The organism is Terrabacter sp. Soil810 (assembly GCF_001429645.1).
GTDB lineage: Bacteria > Actinomycetota > Actinomycetes > Actinomycetales > Dermatophilaceae > Terrabacter.
In genome coordinates, this window is the sequence record NZ_LMSW01000011.1 from 1636660 (window position 1) to 1653385 (window position 16726).

The window sequence follows — 16726 nt, forward strand, 5'->3', positions numbered from 1 at the left end:
CCGTCGCCCGGCGGCCTACGCCAGCCTGCGAGACGTCGGGGAGCGGACGTGGTGAAGTAGGAGATGTGATCGTGGACAAGGCCATCTACCGCAACGGCCGGCGGCAAGGGTGCGGCGACCTCAGCGACGAGCTCGACGTGCTGCGCCTCACCCAGGACGGCTTCCTCTGGATCGGCCTCAAGGACCCGACCGACCAGGAGTTCGACCTCGTCAACGAGGAGCTTCACCTGCACCCGCTCGCCGTGGAGGACGCGGTCAACGGCCACCAGCGGGCCAAGATCGAGAAGTACGAGTCGTCGGTGTTCGTCGTGCTCAAGACGCTGCGCTACATCGAGGCGACGAGCGACATCGAGACCGGCGAGGTCATGCTCTTCATCGGCGACCGGTTCGTCGTGACCGTCCGGCACGGTGAGGGCAACCCGTTGGCCGGCGTGCGCCAGCGTCTCGAGACCGAGCCCGAGCGCCTCGGCCACGGCGCCATGACCGTGCTCCACGCCGTCATGGACTCCGTCGTGGACAACTACCTCGTCGTCGACCGGGAGGTGCGCAGGGACCTCGAGCAGATCGAGGAGCAGGTGTTCGCCTCCCACCTCGGCGGCGACGCCAACACGATCTACCGCCTCAAGCGCGAGGTGCTCGAGTTCCGCCGGGCCAGCCAGCCGCTGGCCGACACCCTGACGCAGTTCATGGAGCGGGCGCGGGGCCGCGGCCTCACGGAGGAGATGCTGCCCTTCTTCCGTGACGTCGCCGACCACCTGCGACTCGTCAACGACCACGTCGAGTCCTACGACCGCCTCCTGACCGACGTGCTGTCGGCCCATCTCGCGAGCGTCTCGGTCAAGCAGAACGAGGACATGCGCCGGATCTCCGCATGGGTCGCAATCGCGGCAGTGCCCACGATGATCGCCGGCATCTACGGCATGAACTTCGAGCACATGCCCGAGCTGACCGCGAGCGTCCACCTCGGCCGCGGGGAGTTCCAGTACGGCTACTTCCTCGTGCTCGGGGTCATGGCGGCCGCGTGCATCGGCCTCTACCGCGCGTTCAAGCGCTCGGGCTGGCTCTAGCGACGGCGAACGGCCGGCTCCCACGGATGGGAGCCGGCCGCCCGGGGTGTCGGGTCGGGCCTCAGGTCGCGGTGATGACGCCACCCGCGAGGACCCCGGCCAGCAGCACGCCGAGCACGACTCGGTACCAGACGAAGGGCATCAGGGTGTTGCTCGCGACGAAGCGCAGCAGCCAGGCGATCGACGCGTAGGCCACGACGAAGGCCACGACGAGGCCGACGAGCACCGGGCCGATGCCCAGGGCCGACAGACCGTCCTTCTCCTCGACGGACTGGAAGAGACCGGCGGCGGTGAGGGCCGGGATCGCGAGGAAGAAGCTGAGCCGCGTGGCCGTGACGCGGTCGATGCCGCGGGCGATGCCGGCGGAGATCGTCGCGCCTGAGCGCGACACACCGGGGATGAGCGAGAAGCACTGGATGAGCCCGATGACGACGCCGTCGACCGGGCGCACGGAGTGCTCGCCACGCAGCTGTCCTCGAGCCTCGTAGCCGGCGTAGATGCGCTCGGCGAGGACCATGACGACGCTCCAGAGGAGCAGCGCCGCCGCCACCACCCAGAGGCTGCGCAGCCCGCCCGAGATGAGGTCGCGCCCGAGGAAGCCGACGATCCCGACCGGGATCGAGCCGATCACGACGGCCCACGCGAGGTTGTAGTCGGGGTCCTTGCGGCCCTCCGCCGTGGCGAGACCGCGGACCCACGCGAGCGCGAAGCGCACGATGTCGCGGAAGAAGAAGAGGAGCGTCGCCGCGATCGCCCCGAGCTGGATGACAGCGGTGTAGGCCGTCACGGCCGGGTCACTCACCTCGAGGCCGAGCAGCTTCTCGGTGATGGTCAGGTGGCCGGTCGAGGACACGGGAAGGTACTCGGTGAGGCCTTCGACGACACCGAGGATGACGGCGTCGAGGTAGCTGAGGTCAGCCATGGGTCAGGGTGGGCCTTCTGCGCAGGAGGGAATGGACGGGCCGCGGGTCCCGACGGGGAGCGGCCGCTGGGCACAATGTCGCACCCTATCCACAACGTGGACTGGGAAAGCTCAGGGGCGAGCGGCGCGGAGGCGAAGTCCTCGGGAACGTCCGGCGCCGCGTGCCACGTCTACCGGGTCGGGGTGAGACCGGTGGTCGCGGCCACGACCTCCAGCGTCGCCAGCGCCTGGTCGCGCGTCATGCCGCCGCCGACGGCCACCGCCAGCGTGGTGACGCCGGCCGCCTCGTAGCGACCGAGCCGCTGGGCGATCCGCCGTGGTGAGCCGAGCAGGGCCGTCTCGTCGATGAACTCGAGGGGCACGGCCGCCGCGGCCTCGCGGTGACGGCCGGCGAGGTAGAGGTCCTGGATGCGCGCCGCGTCCTCCTCGAAGCCCATCCGGCACGCGAGCTGGTTGTAGAAGTTCTGCTCGCGTGAGCCCATGCCACCGATGTAGAGCGCGCAGTAGTCGCGCACGTGGTCCGCCGCCTCCGCGACGTCGTCGACGAGGACGACGGGCGTGGTCGCCACGACGTCGAAGCCGGTCATCGGTGCGTCTGCAGGGCCTCGCCCACCGCGGCGCCGCCCCGTCTCGAGGGTGGCGAGCAGGTCGGCGGCGTGCTCGGGGCTGAAGAAGATCGCGAGCCAGCCGTCGGCGATCTCGCCGGTCAGCTCGAGGTTCTTGGGCCCGACCGCCGCGAGGTAGACCGGGAGGTCAGGACGCACCGGGCGCGCCGAGAGCTTGAGCGGCTTGCCGGGGCCGTCCGGCAGCGGGAGCGGGTAGTGCGGTCCCGCGTGCGTGACCGTGTCGCGGCGCAGCGCGGCCCGCACGATCTCGACGTAGTCGCGCGTGCGGCCGAGGGGGCTGCGGAACGGCACACCGTGCCAGCCCTCGCTGACCTGGGGACCCGACACCCCGAGCCCGAGCCGGAACCGGCCGCCGGACATCGTGTCGATCGTCGCGGCCGTCATCGCCGTCATCGCCGGGGTGCGCCCCGGGATCTGCATGACGGCAGACCCGAGGCCGACGTGCTCGGTCAGGGCCCCGATCCAGGCGAGCATCGACGGGCTGTCGGAGCCGTAGGCCTCGGCCACCCACACGCTGTCGAAGCCGAGCCGGTCCGCGGCCTGCGCGACCGCCACCTGGTCCGGGCCTGTCGTGCCGCGTCCCCAGTAGCCGAGATTCACACCGATCCTCATGGAACGCAGGCTATCGGCGCACCCGCCGACGTGGCGGACGGTCGAGGTGCGGCGTCGCCCACTACCGTTCGAGGCATGCGCAGGCGTCTCGGCTCGTCCGGTCTCACGGTCACCCCGCTCGCCCTCGGGACCATGCTCTGGGGCAACGCCGTCGACCGCCACGAGGCCGGCGACCACCTGCGCGCCTTCGTCGAGGCGGGCGGCAACCTCGTCGACACGGCGTTCGGCTACGGCGGCGGCGACGCGGAGACCATCCTCGGCGGCCTGCTGGACGGCGAGGTCCCGCGTGACGACCTCGTCATCTGCACCAAGGCCGGGATCTCGCGGGCGGGCGGTGAGCGCCGGGTCGACGTGTCGCGGCGCGGCCTGATGTCCCAGCTGGAGACGTCGTTGCGCCGACTCGGCACCGACCACGTCGACCTCTGGCTCGTGCACACGTGGTCCGACGACGTGCCCCTGTCCGAGACGCTCTCCGCGCTCGAGTGGGCCGCGACGTCGGGGAGGGCCCGCTACGTCGGCGTCTCGAACTACTCCGGCTGGCAGTCCGCCCGCGCCTACAGCCTGCTCGAGTCGGCGCGAATCCCCTTGGTGGCCAACGAGATCGAATACTCCTTGGTATGCCGTACGCCGGAGCACGAGGTCGCGTCGGCTGCCACGTCGCTCGGCTTCGGCCTGCTTCCCTGGTCGCCACTGGGACGCGGCGTGCTGACCGGGAAGTACCGCAACGGCATACCGTCGGGCTCGCGCGCCGCGTCGAACGACTTCCCGGGCTTCGCCGAACGCTTCCTCGACGAGCAGACCACACGTGTCGCGCACGCGGTGGCGATGGCCGCCCGGGGGCTCGGCGCCAAGCCCGGCGAGGTGGCGCTCTCGTGGGTGCGCGACCGACCCGGTGTCGCCGCGCCGATCGTCGGGGCGCGCACGACGGCGCAGCTGCGATCGGCGCTCGCGAGCCTCGAGCTGTCACTGCCGTCGGAGATCGTGGCGGCTCTGGACGACGTCTCGGCCTAGCCCGGGACGAGCCGCCCGGCGTCAGGCCCGGGCGTCGGACTCCTCGGTCACGCCGTCGTCGTCGAGGTCATCCTCGTCGTCGTCCTCATAGTCGTCGTCGTCGTCATCGTCATCGTCGTCGTCGTCATCATCGTCGTCATCATCGTCGTCTTCGTCGTAGTCGTCCGAGTCGAGCCCGGCGTAGACGCGGCCCTCGGTGCCGTCCTCGTCCTCGTGCCCGTCGAAGTCGTCGCCGTAGATCGCCAGGGGCGTCGCGACCTCGGTCGCCTCGTAGAGCGCCTCGTCGTAGTCGTCGAAGGCCTCGGCCAGGTCCTGCGCCGCGGCCATCACCATGGGGTGGTCGGGGTCTCGGCTCGCGTTCGCGGCCTCGAGGTGGCGTTCGAGGGCGGCGATCAGCTGCTCGAGAGCAGCGCGGGGGTCCACGGTCATGCTTCGACCGTAGTCGACCCGCCCGAGCCAGAGAACCGATTACGGGCCCGGAAACGCCCGGGAACGCAGCGGTCCCGCAGCGAGTCGTGCTCGCTGCGGGACCGTTCACGCGTGGTTGGCGGGCCGTTCACCCGCCGCCCTCGCGGCGTGTCACATGGGGGCCTTGACGGTGTCGGCGGCCGGCGGCGCCGTGATGTCGACCGGCTCGCCGTACTTGCTCATCGTCATGTCCGCCTTGACGCCGGACAGGTCGAAGGTGACCTTGCGCAGCTGGTTCTTGTCGTCGAGCCACGCGGTGTACGTGATGGTGGCGGGCAGCTTCGTCTTCTGGTCGGCCGGCAGCTGGGCCTGCATCGCCGTCGTGTCCAGCGTCAGGTCGTACTTCCACGTCTTCTCGCCGTCGACGGTGTCCTCGCCGACGTACTTCACGTCCTGCACGGCTGCGCCGAACTGGTCGTACATCTTGGTCGGGTCGGCCTGGTCGAGCGACTGCGAGAGCTGCTTGCCCAGCGTCGAGCTGCTGTCGATGACGGCCCACTTCCCCGCAGCGAGGCCCGGGAAGCCCTTCATGTAGACCTTGTCGTCGACGAGGATCATGTCGACCTTCATCGAGGGGCCCATGTCCATCGTCATCTTCATGGCCGGGTTGCTCGCGTCGACCTTCGTGTCGCCGGTGATCGCGATCTTCTGGCCGGCGGCGTCCATCGCCATCGTCACGTGGGCCGTGGTGGCGTTCTTGCCGGCGGCCTTCATGGCTGCGACGAACGACGCCTTGTCCTTGAAGGGCTGGCCCGCTGCGGGTGCGTTGCTCGTCGCGGCGGCCGAGCCGGCCTGGGTCTGGCCGGTCGTGGGGGCCGGGCTCTCGCTCTTGCCGCAGGCGGCGACGCCGAGGACGGCCGGCAGGACGATGACTGCTGCCGCGATGCGGCGGGTGTTCCAATTCATGTGTGGTGACCTCCTGGGCCCTTGACGCCGGGCTGTGCCAGGCGGTTCCCCCGTTCGCCGCGCGGGACCTCGCACGGTCCCGGTCTCGCGACAGGATGACCCATCGACGGTACCGCGACCACCTGGCGCCACACCGCGCATACGGTCTCGGTGGTGTCACGGTTGGTGTCAGAATGGACGGCGATGACGGAGTACGAGTACCGGGTCCTCACGTTCGACCGCCACACGTCGAAGGCCCAGGCCAGACAGGCGGTGCGCGAGCACGCCGAGTACGGCCGTTGGGAGCTCTCGCGCACGGTGATCTACGAGGGCGGCGTGCGGCGGATGTGGCTGCGGCGCAGGATCATGCGCGTCGAGCGCACCGCCTGACCCGACGTGGCCGCGCCCGGCTCAGCAGGTGCGCAGGAAGTCGCCGAGGACCCGCGCCCCGAAGCGCAGCGACGACGTGGGCACGCGCTCGTCGATGCCGTGGAACATCGGCGCGAAGTCGAGGTCGGCCGGCAGCCGCAGCGGCGCGAAACCGTAACCGCTGATCCCGAGCCGGCCCAGGGCCTTGTTGTCGGTGCCCCCGGAGAGGCAGTAGGGCAGCACAGCGGCCTCGGGGTCCTCACGGAGCAGCGCCTGCTTCATCGACTCGACGAGGTCGCCGGAGAAGGGCGCCTCGATGGCGACGTCCCGGTGCACCACCTCGACCTCGACGTGCTCGCCGGCCAGCTCGCGGATCGTGGCCATGAGCGCGTCCTCGTGCCCGGGGAGGAAGCGGCAGTCGACGGCAGCCGTGGCGGTCTGCGGGATGACGTTGTGCTTGTAGCCCGACTCGAGCATCGTGACGTTGGCCGTGTCACGGAGCGTGCCGCGCACGAACCCCTGGGCCCCGCCGAGCGTGGCGAGCAGCGGCTCGAGGTCGGCCTCGGCGGACGAGAGTCCGGTCATGGTGCTCAGCGTGTCGAGCAGCTCGCGGACCGAGGCGATGTACTCGCGCGGCCACTCGTGGGCAGCGATGCGGCCGATGGCGGCGGCGAGGCGCACGATGGCGTTCTCGTCGTTGGGCACCGACCCGTGGCCGGCGCGGCCGTGTGCCCGCAGTCGCAGCCACGCGATGCCCTTCTCCGCGGTCTGGAGCAGGTAGGCCCGCTGCTGTCCGTGCGGCGTGGGCACCGTGATGCTGTAGCCGCCGACCTCGCTGATCGCCTCGGAGACGCCCTCGAAGCACTGCGGGTGGTGGTCGACGAGCCAGTGGCTGCCGTAGGTGCCGCCGGCCTCCTCGTCGGCGAAGAAGACGAACGTCGTGTCACGCGCGGGCTTGGTGCCGGTGCGGGCGAAGTGCCGGATGTTCGCGAGGACCATCGCGTCCATGTCCTTCATGTCGACCGCGCCGCGCCCCCAGATGCAGCCGTCGCGCTCCTCTGCCGCGAACGGGTCGACCTGCCAGTCGGCGGCGTCGGCCGGCACGACGTCGAGATGGCCGTGCACCGCGAGTCCGGGGCGTGAGGAGTCCGCGCCCTCGAGTCGCACGACCACCGTCGCGCGTCCCGGCTCGCTCTCGAGGAGCGTGCCCTCGAGACCGACCTCGGCGAGCTCTCCCATGACGTACTCCGCGGCCTTGCGCTCCCCCGGGCCCGAGCCGTCGCCGTAGTTGGAGGAGTCGATGCGGATGAGCTCGGCGCAGATCCGCGCGACCTCCTCCTCGGGCGTCACGGCAGTCGTTCCCGTGGTCGTCACGGTGCGGTCGGCGTCGTCGTGGCTCATGCGGATCAGGGTATGCCGCCACCTCCTGCCGCTCGCAGCCGCCCGTTTGGTCTTTTGGTCGGGCCCCGTGTAACGTTTCGCCTCGCCGCAAGGGAATCCCACGAGCCCCTTGCAACACCTTGTCGGGGTGGCGGAATGGCAGACGCGCTAGCTTGAGGTGCTAGTGCCCTTAACGGGCGTGGGGGTTCAAGTCCCCCCCTCGACACCATGAGACCCCCGGGTTCCTGCAGGTCAGGACCCGGGGGTCTTCTCGTGTCCTGTGGCCCACTTCCACGCACGTCGGGTCGACCGGACTCGTTCCCTCTGGTCACCCCTCTGCGACAGACGTAATCTTCGATCGTGAGCGACGAGAACGTGGCTGGGCTGGCGGACGACCTCTACGACGTGATCGGCCTGCTGCGGCGGCGGTCGCGGCGACTCGTGGGCGCTCCCCTTCCCGAGCTGGCCCTGTCGGGTGCGCAGCTCGAGCTCATGCGCGTCGTGCGCCGCAACCCCGGCATCACCGTCGCCGAGTCGGCGCGGGTCCTCGGGCTGGCCGCCAACACCGTGTCGACCCTCGTGGGCCAGCTGCTGGCCCTCGAGGTGCTCCTCCGGGAACGCGACGCGAGCGACCGACGGGTGGCACGCCTCGACCTCACGCCCTCGGCCCGTGCCGGGCTCGAGCAGTGGCGCGACCGGCGGGCCCAGGCGACGGCCGTGGCGCTCGAGGGGCTCCCGGCCGACGAGCGCGCCCGGCTGGCCGCAGCGCTGCCGACCATCGCGCGCATCGCCGCGGACCTGCCGGTCACGCCCGCAGTCGCCACGACGGGGCCCTCGGACCCGGCACTCGCTCCGGTCGGCCTCCACCACGACGAGCACGCGGCCCCGCACGTCGACCAGCACGCGGACGATCCGGCCGGAGGCGACCGTCCATGACGGCGGCCATCGACATCCGGTGGCTGGGCTACAGCTTCGGGACGCACCGGGCCGTCGACGACCTGACGCTCGCCGTCGAGCCGGGCGAGTGCTTCGGCCTGATCGGGCCCAACGGGGCCGGCAAGACGACGACGATCCGGCTGCTCAACACCCTGCTGCCACTGCAGGCCGGGGAGGTCGAGATCTTCGGCCGCTCGGTTCGCACCGAGGCGATGGCCGTACGGCGGCTGCTCGGCTACGTGCCCCAGCAGCTGTCGATCGAGGGCGACCTCACGGGCCGCGAGAACGTCGAGTGGTTCGCCCGCCTCTTCGACGTCCCCCGGCGTGAGCGCAGGACCCGGGTCGACGAGGTCCTCGACATGGTCGACCTGCGCGGTGACGAGTCACGCCTCGCCTCGACCTACTCCGGCGGGATGGTGCGCCGTCTCGAGCTCGCACAGGCCCTCGTCAACCGCCCCGCCCTGCTCGTCCTGGACGAGCCGACCGTGGGCCTCGACCCCGTCGCCCGCGACAGCGTGTGGCAGCGGGTCGCACAGATGCAGCGAGACCACGGCATGACCGTGCTCCTCACGACCCACTACATGGAGGAGGCGGACGCATTGTGCGACCGGGTCGCCCTCATGCACCGTGGCGCCCTGCGCGCCCTCGGCTCCCCCGATGAGCTCAAGGCCGCCGCCGGGGACGGTGCCAGCCTCGAGGACGTCTTCCGTCACCACACGGGCGAGGCGCTCGACGAGGTCGAGGGCGAGAAGGGAGGGCTGCGCGGTGTCCGAGCAACTCGTCGAACCGCCCGCCGTCTGGGCTGACCGGCGCAGCCGCACCGGGGTGCGGCTCCTCGTGTCGCGCGTCGCGACGTTCTGCCTCGTCGAGCTCCAGAAGCTGCGTCACGACCGCAGCGAGCTCGTTACGCGCGCGATCCAGCCCATCCTTTGGCTCGTCATCTTCGGTACGACGTTCAGCCAGATCCGGGCCATTCCCACCGGGGGCCTCGACTACCTCGACTTCCTCGCGCCGGGCGTCATCGCCCAGTCGGCCCTCTTCGTCTCGATCTTCTACGGCATCCAGATCATCTGGGAGCGCGACGCCGGCGTGCTCACCAAGCTCCTCGTGACGCCGACGCCGCGAACCGCGCTCGTGGCCGGCAAGGCGTTCGCCGCAGGCGTGCGGTCGGTCGCGCAGGCGGTCATCGTCGTCGTCGTCGCGGCGCTCATGGGCGTGGCGATGACGTGGAACCCGGTGCGCCTGCTCGGGGTGGTCGTCGTCGTCATGCTCGGCGCTGCCTTCTTCTCGTGCCTCTCGCTCGGCATCGCCGGGGTCGCCCTCAAGCGCGACCGCCTCATGGGCATCGGCCAGGCCATCACGATGCCGCTTTTCTTCGCCTCCAACGCGCTCTACCCGATCGAGATGATGCCGGGCTGGCTCCAGGTCATCAGCCACGTCAACCCCCTGACCTACGAGGTGTCGGCCCTGCGTGGCCTGCTCCTCGACACGCCGACGAGCTACTGGGTCGACTTCGGTGTCCTCGCGGGCAGCGCGGTCGCCGGCATCGTCTGCGCCGCCGCCCTCATCGGGCGACTCGCGCGCTGACCCCGTCCCGACACCGGCCGTCGCAGCGGTGACCGTACGCTGTGCCGCGTGACCTTCCTGCGCGCCCTGTTCACCCTGCTCCGGGGGCGCGGGTTCCGTCGGCTCTTCGTCAGCCGGGTCACGTCGTCGTTCAGCGACGGCATCTTCCAGGTCGCCCTGGCCAGCCACATCCTCTTCAACCCCGAGAAGGCCGCCGACGCGCGCGGGATCGCCATCGCCTTCGCGATCGTGCTGCTGCCCTACACGGCCCTCGGGCCGTTCGTCGGGGTGCTGCTCGACCGGTGGCCGCGCAAGCGCGTCATCGTCGTGAGCCAGGTCATCCGGGCCGCGGCGATCCTCGGCGTCTCCGTACTCGTCACCGGAGCCGAGACCGGCCCGGCGTTCTTCGGCCTCGTGCTCCTCGTCTTCTCGGTCAACCGCTTCATCCTCGCGGGGCTCTCCTCGGCCATGCCGCACGTGGTGCCGCGCGAGGACCTCGTGAGCGCGAACTCCGTCGCTCCCACGTGCGGCTCCCTCGCGTACCTCCTCGGTGGCGCGGTCGGCACCGGGATCCGGGCCCTCGGTGGCAGCGACGTCGTCGACGTGCTCCTCGCCGCCGCCGGGGTCCTCGTGGCCGCCTGGGCGGCGACCCGTCTGCCGTTCATCGGCCCCGACGACACGAGCGGTGCGCCCTCGGTCGGGCAGATCACCAGGTCCGTCGTGACGGGCCTCGTCGAGGCCGTGCACACCCTGCCGCGCCGCGCCCGCCTCCTGCTCGCCCTCGTCTTCCTCACCCGGCTCCCGTTCGGCTTCCTCCTGCTGCAGACCCTGCTCCTCTTCCGCGGCCCCTTCGAGTCCGGTCACGGCGCGCAGGGCTTCGGCATCGCCGCCGGCGCGTCCGCGCTGGGGTTCGCCTCCGCCGCCTTCGTCACGCCGTGGCTGGCCCCCCGCCTGACCGCCGTGCCGTATGCCGCCCGGATGCTCGCGCTCGGAGCGATCGTGTGCGCCCTGCTGGGCCCGTTCCTCACGCCGTGGAGCATCGTCGTGGTGGGCTTCGTCGTCTCCTTCACCTCGCAGTGCGTCAAGATCACCGTCGACTCGCTGCTGCAGGCCCACGTCGACGACCACCTGCTCGGCCGCGCCTTCTCCGCCTACGACGTCGTCTACAACGCCGGCATGGTCGCGGCGGCGGCCCTCGGCGCGCTCGTCCTCCCGGAGAGCGGGCTCGCGTGGTGGCCGCTCGTGGCGTTCGCGTGCCTCTACGGGGCGAGCGCGATGCTGCTCGGCCGGCTGTGGACGCGGGCCACGGTGCTCGACCACGAGCGGCCACTAGGCTGACGGCGTGCTTCCCGAGCTGACCGCCACCCGCTACGTGACGCCGCTCAAGGAGGGTGGGTCGTTGCCCGGCATCGTGGAGGCCGACGACGACGGGACGTACGTCCTGAAGTTCCGCGGCGCGGGCCAGGGGCTCAAGGTCCTCGTGGCCGAGGTGCTCGTCGCCGGGATCGCGCGCCTGCTCGAGGTGCCGGTGCCTGACCTCGCCGTGATCCGCCTCGACCCGCGCATCGCGAAGTACGAGGCCGACGAGGAGGTCCAGGACCTGCTCACCGCCTCCGTCGGCACCAACCTCGGCGTCGACTTCCTGCCGGGATCGCTCGGCTACGACGGCTCGAGGCCTCCCGACGCCGACCTGGCCGAGCGGATCATCTGGCTCGACGCGCTGACGGCCAACGTCGACCGCACGTGGTCGAACCCCAACCTGCTCGTCTGGCACGGCCGCACGTGGGCCATCGACCACGGCGCCGCGCTGTACTTCCACCACTCGTGGCCGAGCAGGGCACCCGCGCCCGAGCGCTTCGCCGCTCAGCCCTTCGACGCGAGCCGCCACGTCCTGCGCGACGTCGCGGGCGACGTGGCCCGACGGCACCACGAGTTCGCCGGGCGCCTCACGCCCGAGGCGGTCGACGCCGTCGTCGCCGAGGTCCCCGACGAGTGGATCGAGCCCACTCCTGACCTCGCCGACGCGCCCGCGGTGCGGACGGCATACGCCCAGATGCTGCGCGCCCGCCTCGACGGGCCGCTGACGTGGGTGCCGACGGGCATCGCCGCGTGAACGCCTACCAGTACGTCCTGCTCCGCCTCGTCCCGCGCGTCGACCGCGAGGAGTTCATCAACGTCGGCGTCGTGCTCTACTCGCAGGACGCCGGGTTCCTCGACGCCGCCTGGGAGCTCGACGAGGGCCGCGCGAGCGCGCTGTGCCCGACGTGCGACCTCGAGGGGGTGCGGTCGACGCTCGACCGCGTCCGCGCCGTGTGCCGCGGCGAGACCGGACGCGGCCTGCCGACCCTCGACAAGCCGGGGCAGCGGTTCGGCTGGATCATCGCGCCGCGCTCGACCGTCGTGCAACCGGGCCCCGTGCACGGCGGACTGTGCGACGACCCCGGCGTCGAGCTCGAGCGGCTCCTCGACCGCCTCGTCCGGGCCTGAGCCGCTCGGTCAGGCCCGCGCGGGTGGGCGCAGCGCCCACATGGCGACGGCACTCGCGGCGGCCACGTTGAGCGAGTCCACACCACCGGCCATCGGGATGCGCAGGGTGAGGTCGGCGTCGGCGACCGTCCGGTGCGACAGTCCGTCGCCCTCGGTGCCCACGACGAGGGCGAGCCGCTCGGGTGGAGCGCTCTCGAGGTCGTCGAGCGAGACCGAGTCGTCGGAGAGCGCCATCGCCGCCACCGTCAGCCCGGCGTCGTGCAGCAGTCCGATGCCCTGCGGCCAGGGGTCGATCCGGGTCCACCGCACCTGGAACACCGTCCCCATCGACACCCGGATGGAGCGTCGGTAGAGCGGGTCGGCGCACCGGGGCGTGATGAGGACGGCATCGACGCCGAGAGCAGCCGCAGAACGGAAGATCGCCCCGACGTTCGTGTGGTCGACGACGTCCTCGAGGACGATGACCCGCCGGGCGTCGGCGATGAGCGACTCGACCGTCGGCAACGACGGACGCTGCATCGCGGCGAGGGCGCCTCGGTGCAGGTGGAATCCAGTCAGCTGCTCGATGACGTCGTGGTCGCCGAAGTAGACCGGGATGCCGTCGGCCTCGGCGTCCGCGACGATGTCGGAGAGGTCGTCGAGCCACCGGCGCGCCATGAGGTAGGACCGCGGCCGGTGACCGGCCCGGAGCGCCCGCCGGATGACCTTCTGGCTCTCGGCGATGTAGAGGCCACGCTCGGGCTCGTGCCGCCTGCGCAGCACGACGTCGGTCAGCGAGACGTAGTCGGTCAGTCGCGGGTCGCTGGGGTCGGAGATCTCGATCGGCACGCCCGACAGGCTAGTGGTGGTCGCGTGCCCGCCCGGCATCGTGGGCGTGGGTCCGGTCCAGGTCAGGGAAACCGGACGAGCTTGACGACGGCCACGAGTCCGATCGCGATGATGAGACCGCGCAGCACGTTCGGCGGGATGCGCCGGCCCACGCGCGCCCCGATGATGCCGCCGACGAAGGCGCCGACACCGATGAGCGCGACGATGAGCCAGTCGATGTGCTCGCGGGCGAACAGGACGAACACCGTTGCGGCGACGAAGTTCACGACGAGCGAGAGGACGTTCTTGTAGGCGTTGAGCCGCTGCAGGGGCTCGAGGCTCAGGGCGCTGAGCAGCCCCATGAGCAGGACGCCCTGGGCAGCACCGAAGTAGCCGCCGTAGACGCCGGCGGCGAAGACCCCGGCCGCCATCGCCGGCGCGTGCCAGCGCGGCACGGGCCCGTCGTCACCCTCCGGGTGGACGCGGGCCTGGATGCGCGGGCCGGCGACGACGAGCACCAGTGCGATGAGGATGAGCACGGGGACGATCGCCCGGAATGCCGCGGCCGGCAGGACGAGGAGCAGCCCCGCCCCCACGACCGAGCCGAGGAACGACATGGGCATGAGGCGCCGCAGGGTGCGCGCCTGGCCGTCCAGCTCCTCGCGGTAGCCCCACGCCCCGGTCACGCCTCCGGCGACGAGGCCGATGTTGTTCGAGACGTTGGCGACGAGCGGGTTGACCCCGAAGAACAGCAGGGTCGGGAAGGTGATGAGGGTGCCCGAGCCGACGATCGTGTTGATGATGCCGGCTCCGGTCCCGGCCAGCGCGACGGCGACGGCGGACCAGAACGACACCCGGTCACCCTACAGAGGGTGACCGGGTGTCGTCGGGTGGTGTCCGTCAGCGCTGTGCCGGAGGCTCCGGCGGCGCGTCGGGCAGGTCCGCCGGAGCGGCCGGCGGGGCGATCGCGGGTGACGCCTGCGGCGGGACCGGCGGAGCGGCCGCGGGCGGCGGGGGCAGCTCAGGGTCGGCCGGGTGGACCGACGCCCTCTGGCGCCAGATGGGACCCGTGTGCTCGGTGGACTCGGCGCTCGCGGCCGCGGCCTCGCCACGGGCCTCGGCGAGAGCCTTGGCGGAGTCCTCGAGGATCGTCTCGGCGAAAGCGTCCTCCTCGGCATCCGTCGTCTGCACCCACGGCTCGTCCTCCTCGGCACCCGACTGCGGGTCGTTGCCGCCGAGCGCGTTGCCGATGCCCTTGAGCGCGTCGGTCAGCTCCGACGGGATGATCCACATCTTGTTGGAGTCGCCGCGCGCGATCTGCGGCAGCACCTGGAGGTACTGGTAGGCGAGCAGCTTCTGCGTCGGCTTGCCGCGGTGGATCGCGGAGAAGACCTGCTGGATGGCGCGCGCCTGGCCCTGGGCCTCGAGGATGCGGGCCTGGGCCGAACCCTCCGCGCGCAGGATCTGGCTCTGCTTCTCACCCTCGGCCGTGAGGATGGCGGACTGCTTGACGCCCTCGGCCGTGAGGATGGCCGCGCGACGGTCACGCTCGGCACGCATCTGCTTCTCCATCGAGTCCTGCACCGAGTGGGGCGGGTCGATGGCCTTGAGCTCGACGCGGTTGACGCGGATGCCCCACTTGCCGGTGGCCTCGTCGAGGACACCGCGGAGCTGGCCGTTGATCTGGTCGCGGCTCGTCAGGGTCTGCTCGAGGTCGAGCGACCCGATGACGTTGCGGAGCGTGGTGACCGTCAGCTGCTCGATGCCCTGGATGAAGTTGGCGATCTCGTAGACCGCGGCCTTGGCGTCGATGACGGAGTAGTAGATGACGGTGTCGATGCTCACGACGAGGTTGTCGGAGGTGATGACGGGCTGCGGCGGGAACGACACGACCTGCTCGCGCAGGTCGATGTTGGCCCGGACCTTGTCGACGAACGGCACGAGGAAGTGGATGCCGGCCGTCAGCGTCTTGTTGTAGCCGCCGAGCCGCTCCACGATCTGTGCCGTCTGCTGCGGCACGATGCGCACCGTGCGCAGCACGAGCACGAACGCCACGATGACGATGAGTATCGGAATGATGAGTACCGGGTCCACGACCTTCTCGACCTTCTCCTGTACGGTCCGGGCTCCCCGAGGAAGCGCGGTTGGTGCGGGCGGATCGGTCGATCCGCTCGGTGGTTCGGTGGCGTCGGCGAGGCGCGTTGCCGGTGTCCGGCTCAGCTCCCCACGACGTGGGCGCGGCTCACGATGGCGGTCGCGCCGTCGATGGAGTCGACGACGACCTCCTCACCGGGCTCGATGTCGTCGCCGAGAGTGCGCGCCGACCAGGTTTCGCCCGCGAGCTTGACGCGTCCCCCGGCCGGGTTGACCCGCTCGATGGCCACAGCTGATCGACCGACGTGGGCGGCGGCCCCCATGAGCTCGTGCGGCAAGGTGGCCTGGAAGCGCTTCTTGAGCCACGGGCGCCCGATCGCGAGCAGGGCGACGGCCACGAGCGCGGCGACGATCGCCTGCACCACCGGGGACGCCCCCAGGGCCGCAGCGACCGAACCTCCCACGGCGCCGCCCGCGAGCATGAGGAAGGTGAAGTCGACCGTGACCGCCTCGATGGCGACCAGCACGAGGGCCACCGCGAGCCAGACCATCCAAGCGTGTCCTTCGCCCACGTGCCCCCACCCTGCTTTCGTCCGTGCCGGCGACGGGCCCCGAGGTCCCGTGCGTCACTCCTGTGACGTTCTCGATTCTGCCTCAGTTCCCTCTCGGGACCTACGGATCGGGAGGTCGGGACCGGTTGCGATCAGGACTCGGCCCGCGCCGACCAGCGCTCGCCGTGCTGCTCGAGCACGAGAGGCAGCCCGAACGTCGCACTGAGGTTCTCGGCCGTCAGCGTCAGCGGGATGGGTCCGGCAGCGACGACCTTGCCGTCGCGGATCATCAGCACGTCGGTGAACGACGGCGGGATCTCCTCGACGTGGTGCGTCACGAGCACCATCGCCGGCGCCTCGGTGTCGGCGGCGAGGTCGGCCAGGCGGCGCACGAGGTCCTCGCGGCCGCCGAGGTCGAGTCCGGCGGCCGGCTCGTCGAGGAGCATCAGCTCGGGGTCGGTCATCAGGGCCCGCGCGATCTGGACGCGCTTGCGCTCGCCCTCGCTCAACGTGCCGTAGGCACGGTCGGCGAGGTGGTCGGCGCCGAGGGTCCGCAGCAGCTCCATGGCGCGCACGTAGTCAACGTGGTCGTACGTCTCGCGCCAGCGGCCGATGATCCCGTAGGAGGCCGTGACGACGACGTTGCCGACGAGCTCGCCGCCCGGGATGCGCTCGGCCATCGACGAGCTCGCAAGCCCGATGCGGGGCCGCAGCTCGAAGACGTCGACCGCACCGAGCACCTCGCCGAGGACGCCGGCGACACCCGACGTGGGGTGCAGGCGCGCCGCGGCGATCTGGAGCAGGGTCGTCTTGCCGGCACCGTTGGCGCCCAGCACGACCCAGCGCTCGCCCTCCTCCACCTCCCACGTGACGTCGTCGAGGAGCGTCGAGGCACCGCGACGAACGGTGACTCCGGCGAAGGCGAGGACGTCGCTCATGGCTCGA

19 protein-coding genes and 1 tRNA gene are annotated in these 16726 nt (G+C 71.3%); 10 read left to right on the forward strand and 10 right to left on the reverse strand.

Features of this window, described 5'->3' with window-relative positions:
- Positions 1–65 precede the first annotated feature (65 nt).
- Positions 66–1067: a magnesium/cobalt transporter CorA gene (corA, locus tag ASG96_RS13485; RefSeq protein ID WP_020144192.1), complete on the forward strand. Its 1002-nt coding sequence runs from the start codon at positions 66–68 to the stop codon at positions 1065–1067.
- A gap of 61 nt (positions 1068–1128) precedes the next feature.
- Here corA and ASG96_RS13490 read toward each other — a convergent pair whose 3' ends face one another.
- Positions 1129–1989, reverse strand: a complete 861-nt coding sequence (locus ASG96_RS13490) for an undecaprenyl-diphosphate phosphatase (protein ID WP_056756933.1) — start codon at positions 1987–1989, stop codon at positions 1129–1131.
- A gap of 170 nt (positions 1990–2159) precedes the next feature.
- Positions 2160–3227: an LLM class F420-dependent oxidoreductase gene (locus ASG96_RS13495; RefSeq protein ID WP_057588193.1), complete on the reverse strand. Its 1068-nt coding sequence runs from the start codon at positions 3225–3227 to the stop codon at positions 2160–2162.
- 75 nt (positions 3228–3302) lie between these two features.
- Between ASG96_RS13495 and ASG96_RS13500 the strand changes: the two genes are divergently transcribed.
- Positions 3303–4238, forward strand: coding sequence for an aldo/keto reductase (locus tag ASG96_RS13500; RefSeq protein ID WP_057588194.1), 936 nt, complete (start codon positions 3303–3305; stop codon positions 4236–4238).
- Positions 4239–4259: 21 nt separating this feature from the next.
- On the opposite strand, the gene ASG96_RS13505 is transcribed toward ASG96_RS13500, so the two are convergent.
- Positions 4260–4667, reverse strand: coding sequence for a hypothetical protein (locus tag ASG96_RS13505; RefSeq protein WP_057588195.1), 408 nt, complete (start codon positions 4665–4667; stop codon positions 4260–4262).
- Between the two features lie 150 nt (positions 4668–4817).
- On the reverse strand, positions 4818–5612 hold the full coding sequence (locus tag ASG96_RS13510) for an LppX_LprAFG lipoprotein (RefSeq protein WP_056756943.1): 795 nt from the start codon (positions 5610–5612) through the stop codon (positions 4818–4820).
- A 183-nt stretch (positions 5613–5795) separates the two neighbouring features.
- On the opposite strand from ASG96_RS13510, the gene ASG96_RS13515 reads away from it, so the two are divergent.
- Entirely contained in the window at positions 5796–5981 is a 186-nt protein-coding gene (locus tag ASG96_RS13515; RefSeq protein WP_034770947.1) for a DUF5703 family protein, read from the forward strand.
- A gap of 21 nt (positions 5982–6002) precedes the next feature.
- Here ASG96_RS13515 and ASG96_RS13520 read toward each other — a convergent pair whose 3' ends face one another.
- Positions 6003–7361: a M20/M25/M40 family metallo-hydrolase gene (locus ASG96_RS13520; RefSeq protein ID WP_057588196.1), complete on the reverse strand. Its 1359-nt coding sequence runs from the start codon at positions 7359–7361 to the stop codon at positions 6003–6005.
- Positions 7362–7482: 121 nt separating this feature from the next.
- On the opposite strand from ASG96_RS13520, the gene ASG96_RS13525 reads away from it, so the two are divergent.
- The 7 genes from ASG96_RS13525 (at position 7483) to ASG96_RS13555 (ending at position 12329) form a co-directional block, all read left to right on the forward strand.
- Positions 7483–7569 (forward strand) — tRNA-Leu (locus tag ASG96_RS13525).
- A 131-nt stretch (positions 7570–7700) separates the two neighbouring features.
- Complete coding sequence (locus ASG96_RS13530; RefSeq protein ID WP_056756948.1) at positions 7701–8276, forward strand: MarR family winged helix-turn-helix transcriptional regulator; 576 nt, start codon at positions 7701–7703, stop codon at positions 8274–8276.
- Positions 8273–9082 (forward strand): ABC transporter ATP-binding protein, encoded by an 810-nt coding sequence (locus ASG96_RS13535; protein ID WP_057588197.1) that lies wholly within the window; start codon positions 8273–8275, stop codon positions 9080–9082. The genes ASG96_RS13530 and ASG96_RS13535 overlap by 4 nt, the downstream gene beginning before the upstream one ends.
- Positions 9042–9863 (forward strand): ABC transporter permease, encoded by an 822-nt coding sequence (locus ASG96_RS13540; RefSeq protein WP_057588198.1) that lies wholly within the window; start codon positions 9042–9044, stop codon positions 9861–9863. The genes ASG96_RS13535 and ASG96_RS13540 overlap by 41 nt, the downstream gene beginning before the upstream one ends.
- A 48-nt stretch (positions 9864–9911) precedes the next feature.
- Entirely contained in the window at positions 9912–11180 is a 1269-nt protein-coding gene (locus ASG96_RS13545) for an MFS transporter (RefSeq protein ID WP_056756954.1), read from the forward strand.
- A 4-nt stretch (positions 11181–11184) separates the two neighbouring features.
- The gene (locus tag ASG96_RS13550) at positions 11185–11955 is read left to right on the forward strand and encodes a HipA family kinase (protein ID WP_057588199.1); all 771 of its coding nucleotides are present in this window, start codon (positions 11185–11187) and stop codon (positions 11953–11955) included.
- Positions 11952–12329 carry a DUF3037 domain-containing protein gene (locus ASG96_RS13555; protein ID WP_056757673.1) on the forward strand — a complete coding sequence of 126 codons (378 nt, stop codon included), beginning with the start codon at positions 11952–11954 and terminating at the stop codon, positions 12327–12329. The genes ASG96_RS13550 and ASG96_RS13555 overlap by 4 nt, the downstream gene beginning before the upstream one ends.
- Positions 12330–12338: 9 nt before the next feature.
- Here the strand turns inward: ASG96_RS13555 and ASG96_RS13560 are convergent, their stop codons facing one another.
- The 5 genes from ASG96_RS13560 to ASG96_RS13580 all read right to left on the reverse strand — a co-directional run bounded on the left by ASG96_RS13560 (position 12339) and on the right by ASG96_RS13580 (position 16719).
- Positions 12339–13157: an RNA methyltransferase gene (locus ASG96_RS13560; protein WP_057588442.1), complete on the reverse strand. Its 819-nt coding sequence runs from the start codon at positions 13155–13157 to the stop codon at positions 12339–12341.
- Between the two features lie 62 nt (positions 13158–13219).
- The gene (locus ASG96_RS13565; RefSeq protein WP_057588201.1) at positions 13220–13990 is read right to left on the reverse strand and encodes a sulfite exporter TauE/SafE family protein; all 771 of its coding nucleotides are present in this window, start codon (positions 13988–13990) and stop codon (positions 13220–13222) included.
- Between the two features lie 46 nt (positions 13991–14036).
- Positions 14037–15230 carry an SPFH domain-containing protein gene (locus ASG96_RS13570; protein WP_056756961.1) on the reverse strand — a complete coding sequence of 398 codons (1194 nt, stop codon included), beginning with the start codon at positions 15228–15230 and terminating at the stop codon, positions 14037–14039.
- A gap of 122 nt (positions 15231–15352) precedes the next feature.
- Positions 15353–15781: an NfeD family protein gene (locus tag ASG96_RS13575; protein ID WP_056756966.1), complete on the reverse strand. Its 429-nt coding sequence runs from the start codon at positions 15779–15781 to the stop codon at positions 15353–15355.
- 152 nt (positions 15782–15933) lie between these two features.
- The gene (locus ASG96_RS13580) at positions 15934–16719 is read right to left on the reverse strand and encodes an ABC transporter ATP-binding protein (protein ID WP_057588202.1); all 786 of its coding nucleotides are present in this window, start codon (positions 16717–16719) and stop codon (positions 15934–15936) included.
- Positions 16720–16726 lie beyond the last annotated feature (7 nt).

Bases quoted from the DNA above. Each gene is read 5' to 3' on its own strand.
- ASG96_RS13575 (WP_056756966.1), bottom strand. From the start codon at position 15,781: ATGGTCTGGCTCGCGGTGGCCCTCGTGCTGGTCGCCATCGAGGCGGTC.
- ASG96_RS13510 (WP_056756943.1), bottom strand. From the start codon at position 5,612: ATGAATTGGAACACCCGCCGCATCGCGGCAGCAGTCATCGTCCTGCCG.
- ASG96_RS13580 (WP_057588202.1), bottom strand. From the start codon at position 16,719: ATGAGCGACGTCCTCGCCTTCGCCGGAGTCACCGTTCGTCGCGGTGCC.
- ASG96_RS13515 (WP_034770947.1), top strand. From the start codon at position 5,796: ATGACGGAGTACGAGTACCGGGTCCTCACGTTCGACCGCCACACGTCG.
- ASG96_RS13535 (WP_057588197.1), top strand. From the start codon at position 8,273: ATGACGGCGGCCATCGACATCCGGTGGCTGGGCTACAGCTTCGGGACG.
- ASG96_RS13520 (WP_057588196.1), bottom strand. From the start codon at position 7,361: ATGAGCCACGACGACGCCGACCGCACCGTGACGACCACGGGAACGACT.
- ASG96_RS13505 (WP_057588195.1), bottom strand. From the start codon at position 4,667: ATGACCGTGGACCCCCGCGCTGCTCTCGAGCAGCTGATCGCCGCCCTC.
- ASG96_RS13495 (WP_057588193.1), bottom strand. From the start codon at position 3,227: ATGAGGATCGGTGTGAATCTCGGCTACTGGGGACGCGGCACGACAGGC.
- ASG96_RS13500 (WP_057588194.1), top strand. From the start codon at position 3,303: ATGCGCAGGCGTCTCGGCTCGTCCGGTCTCACGGTCACCCCGCTCGCC.
- ASG96_RS13490 (WP_056756933.1), bottom strand. From the start codon at position 1,989: ATGGCTGACCTCAGCTACCTCGACGCCGTCATCCTCGGTGTCGTCGAA.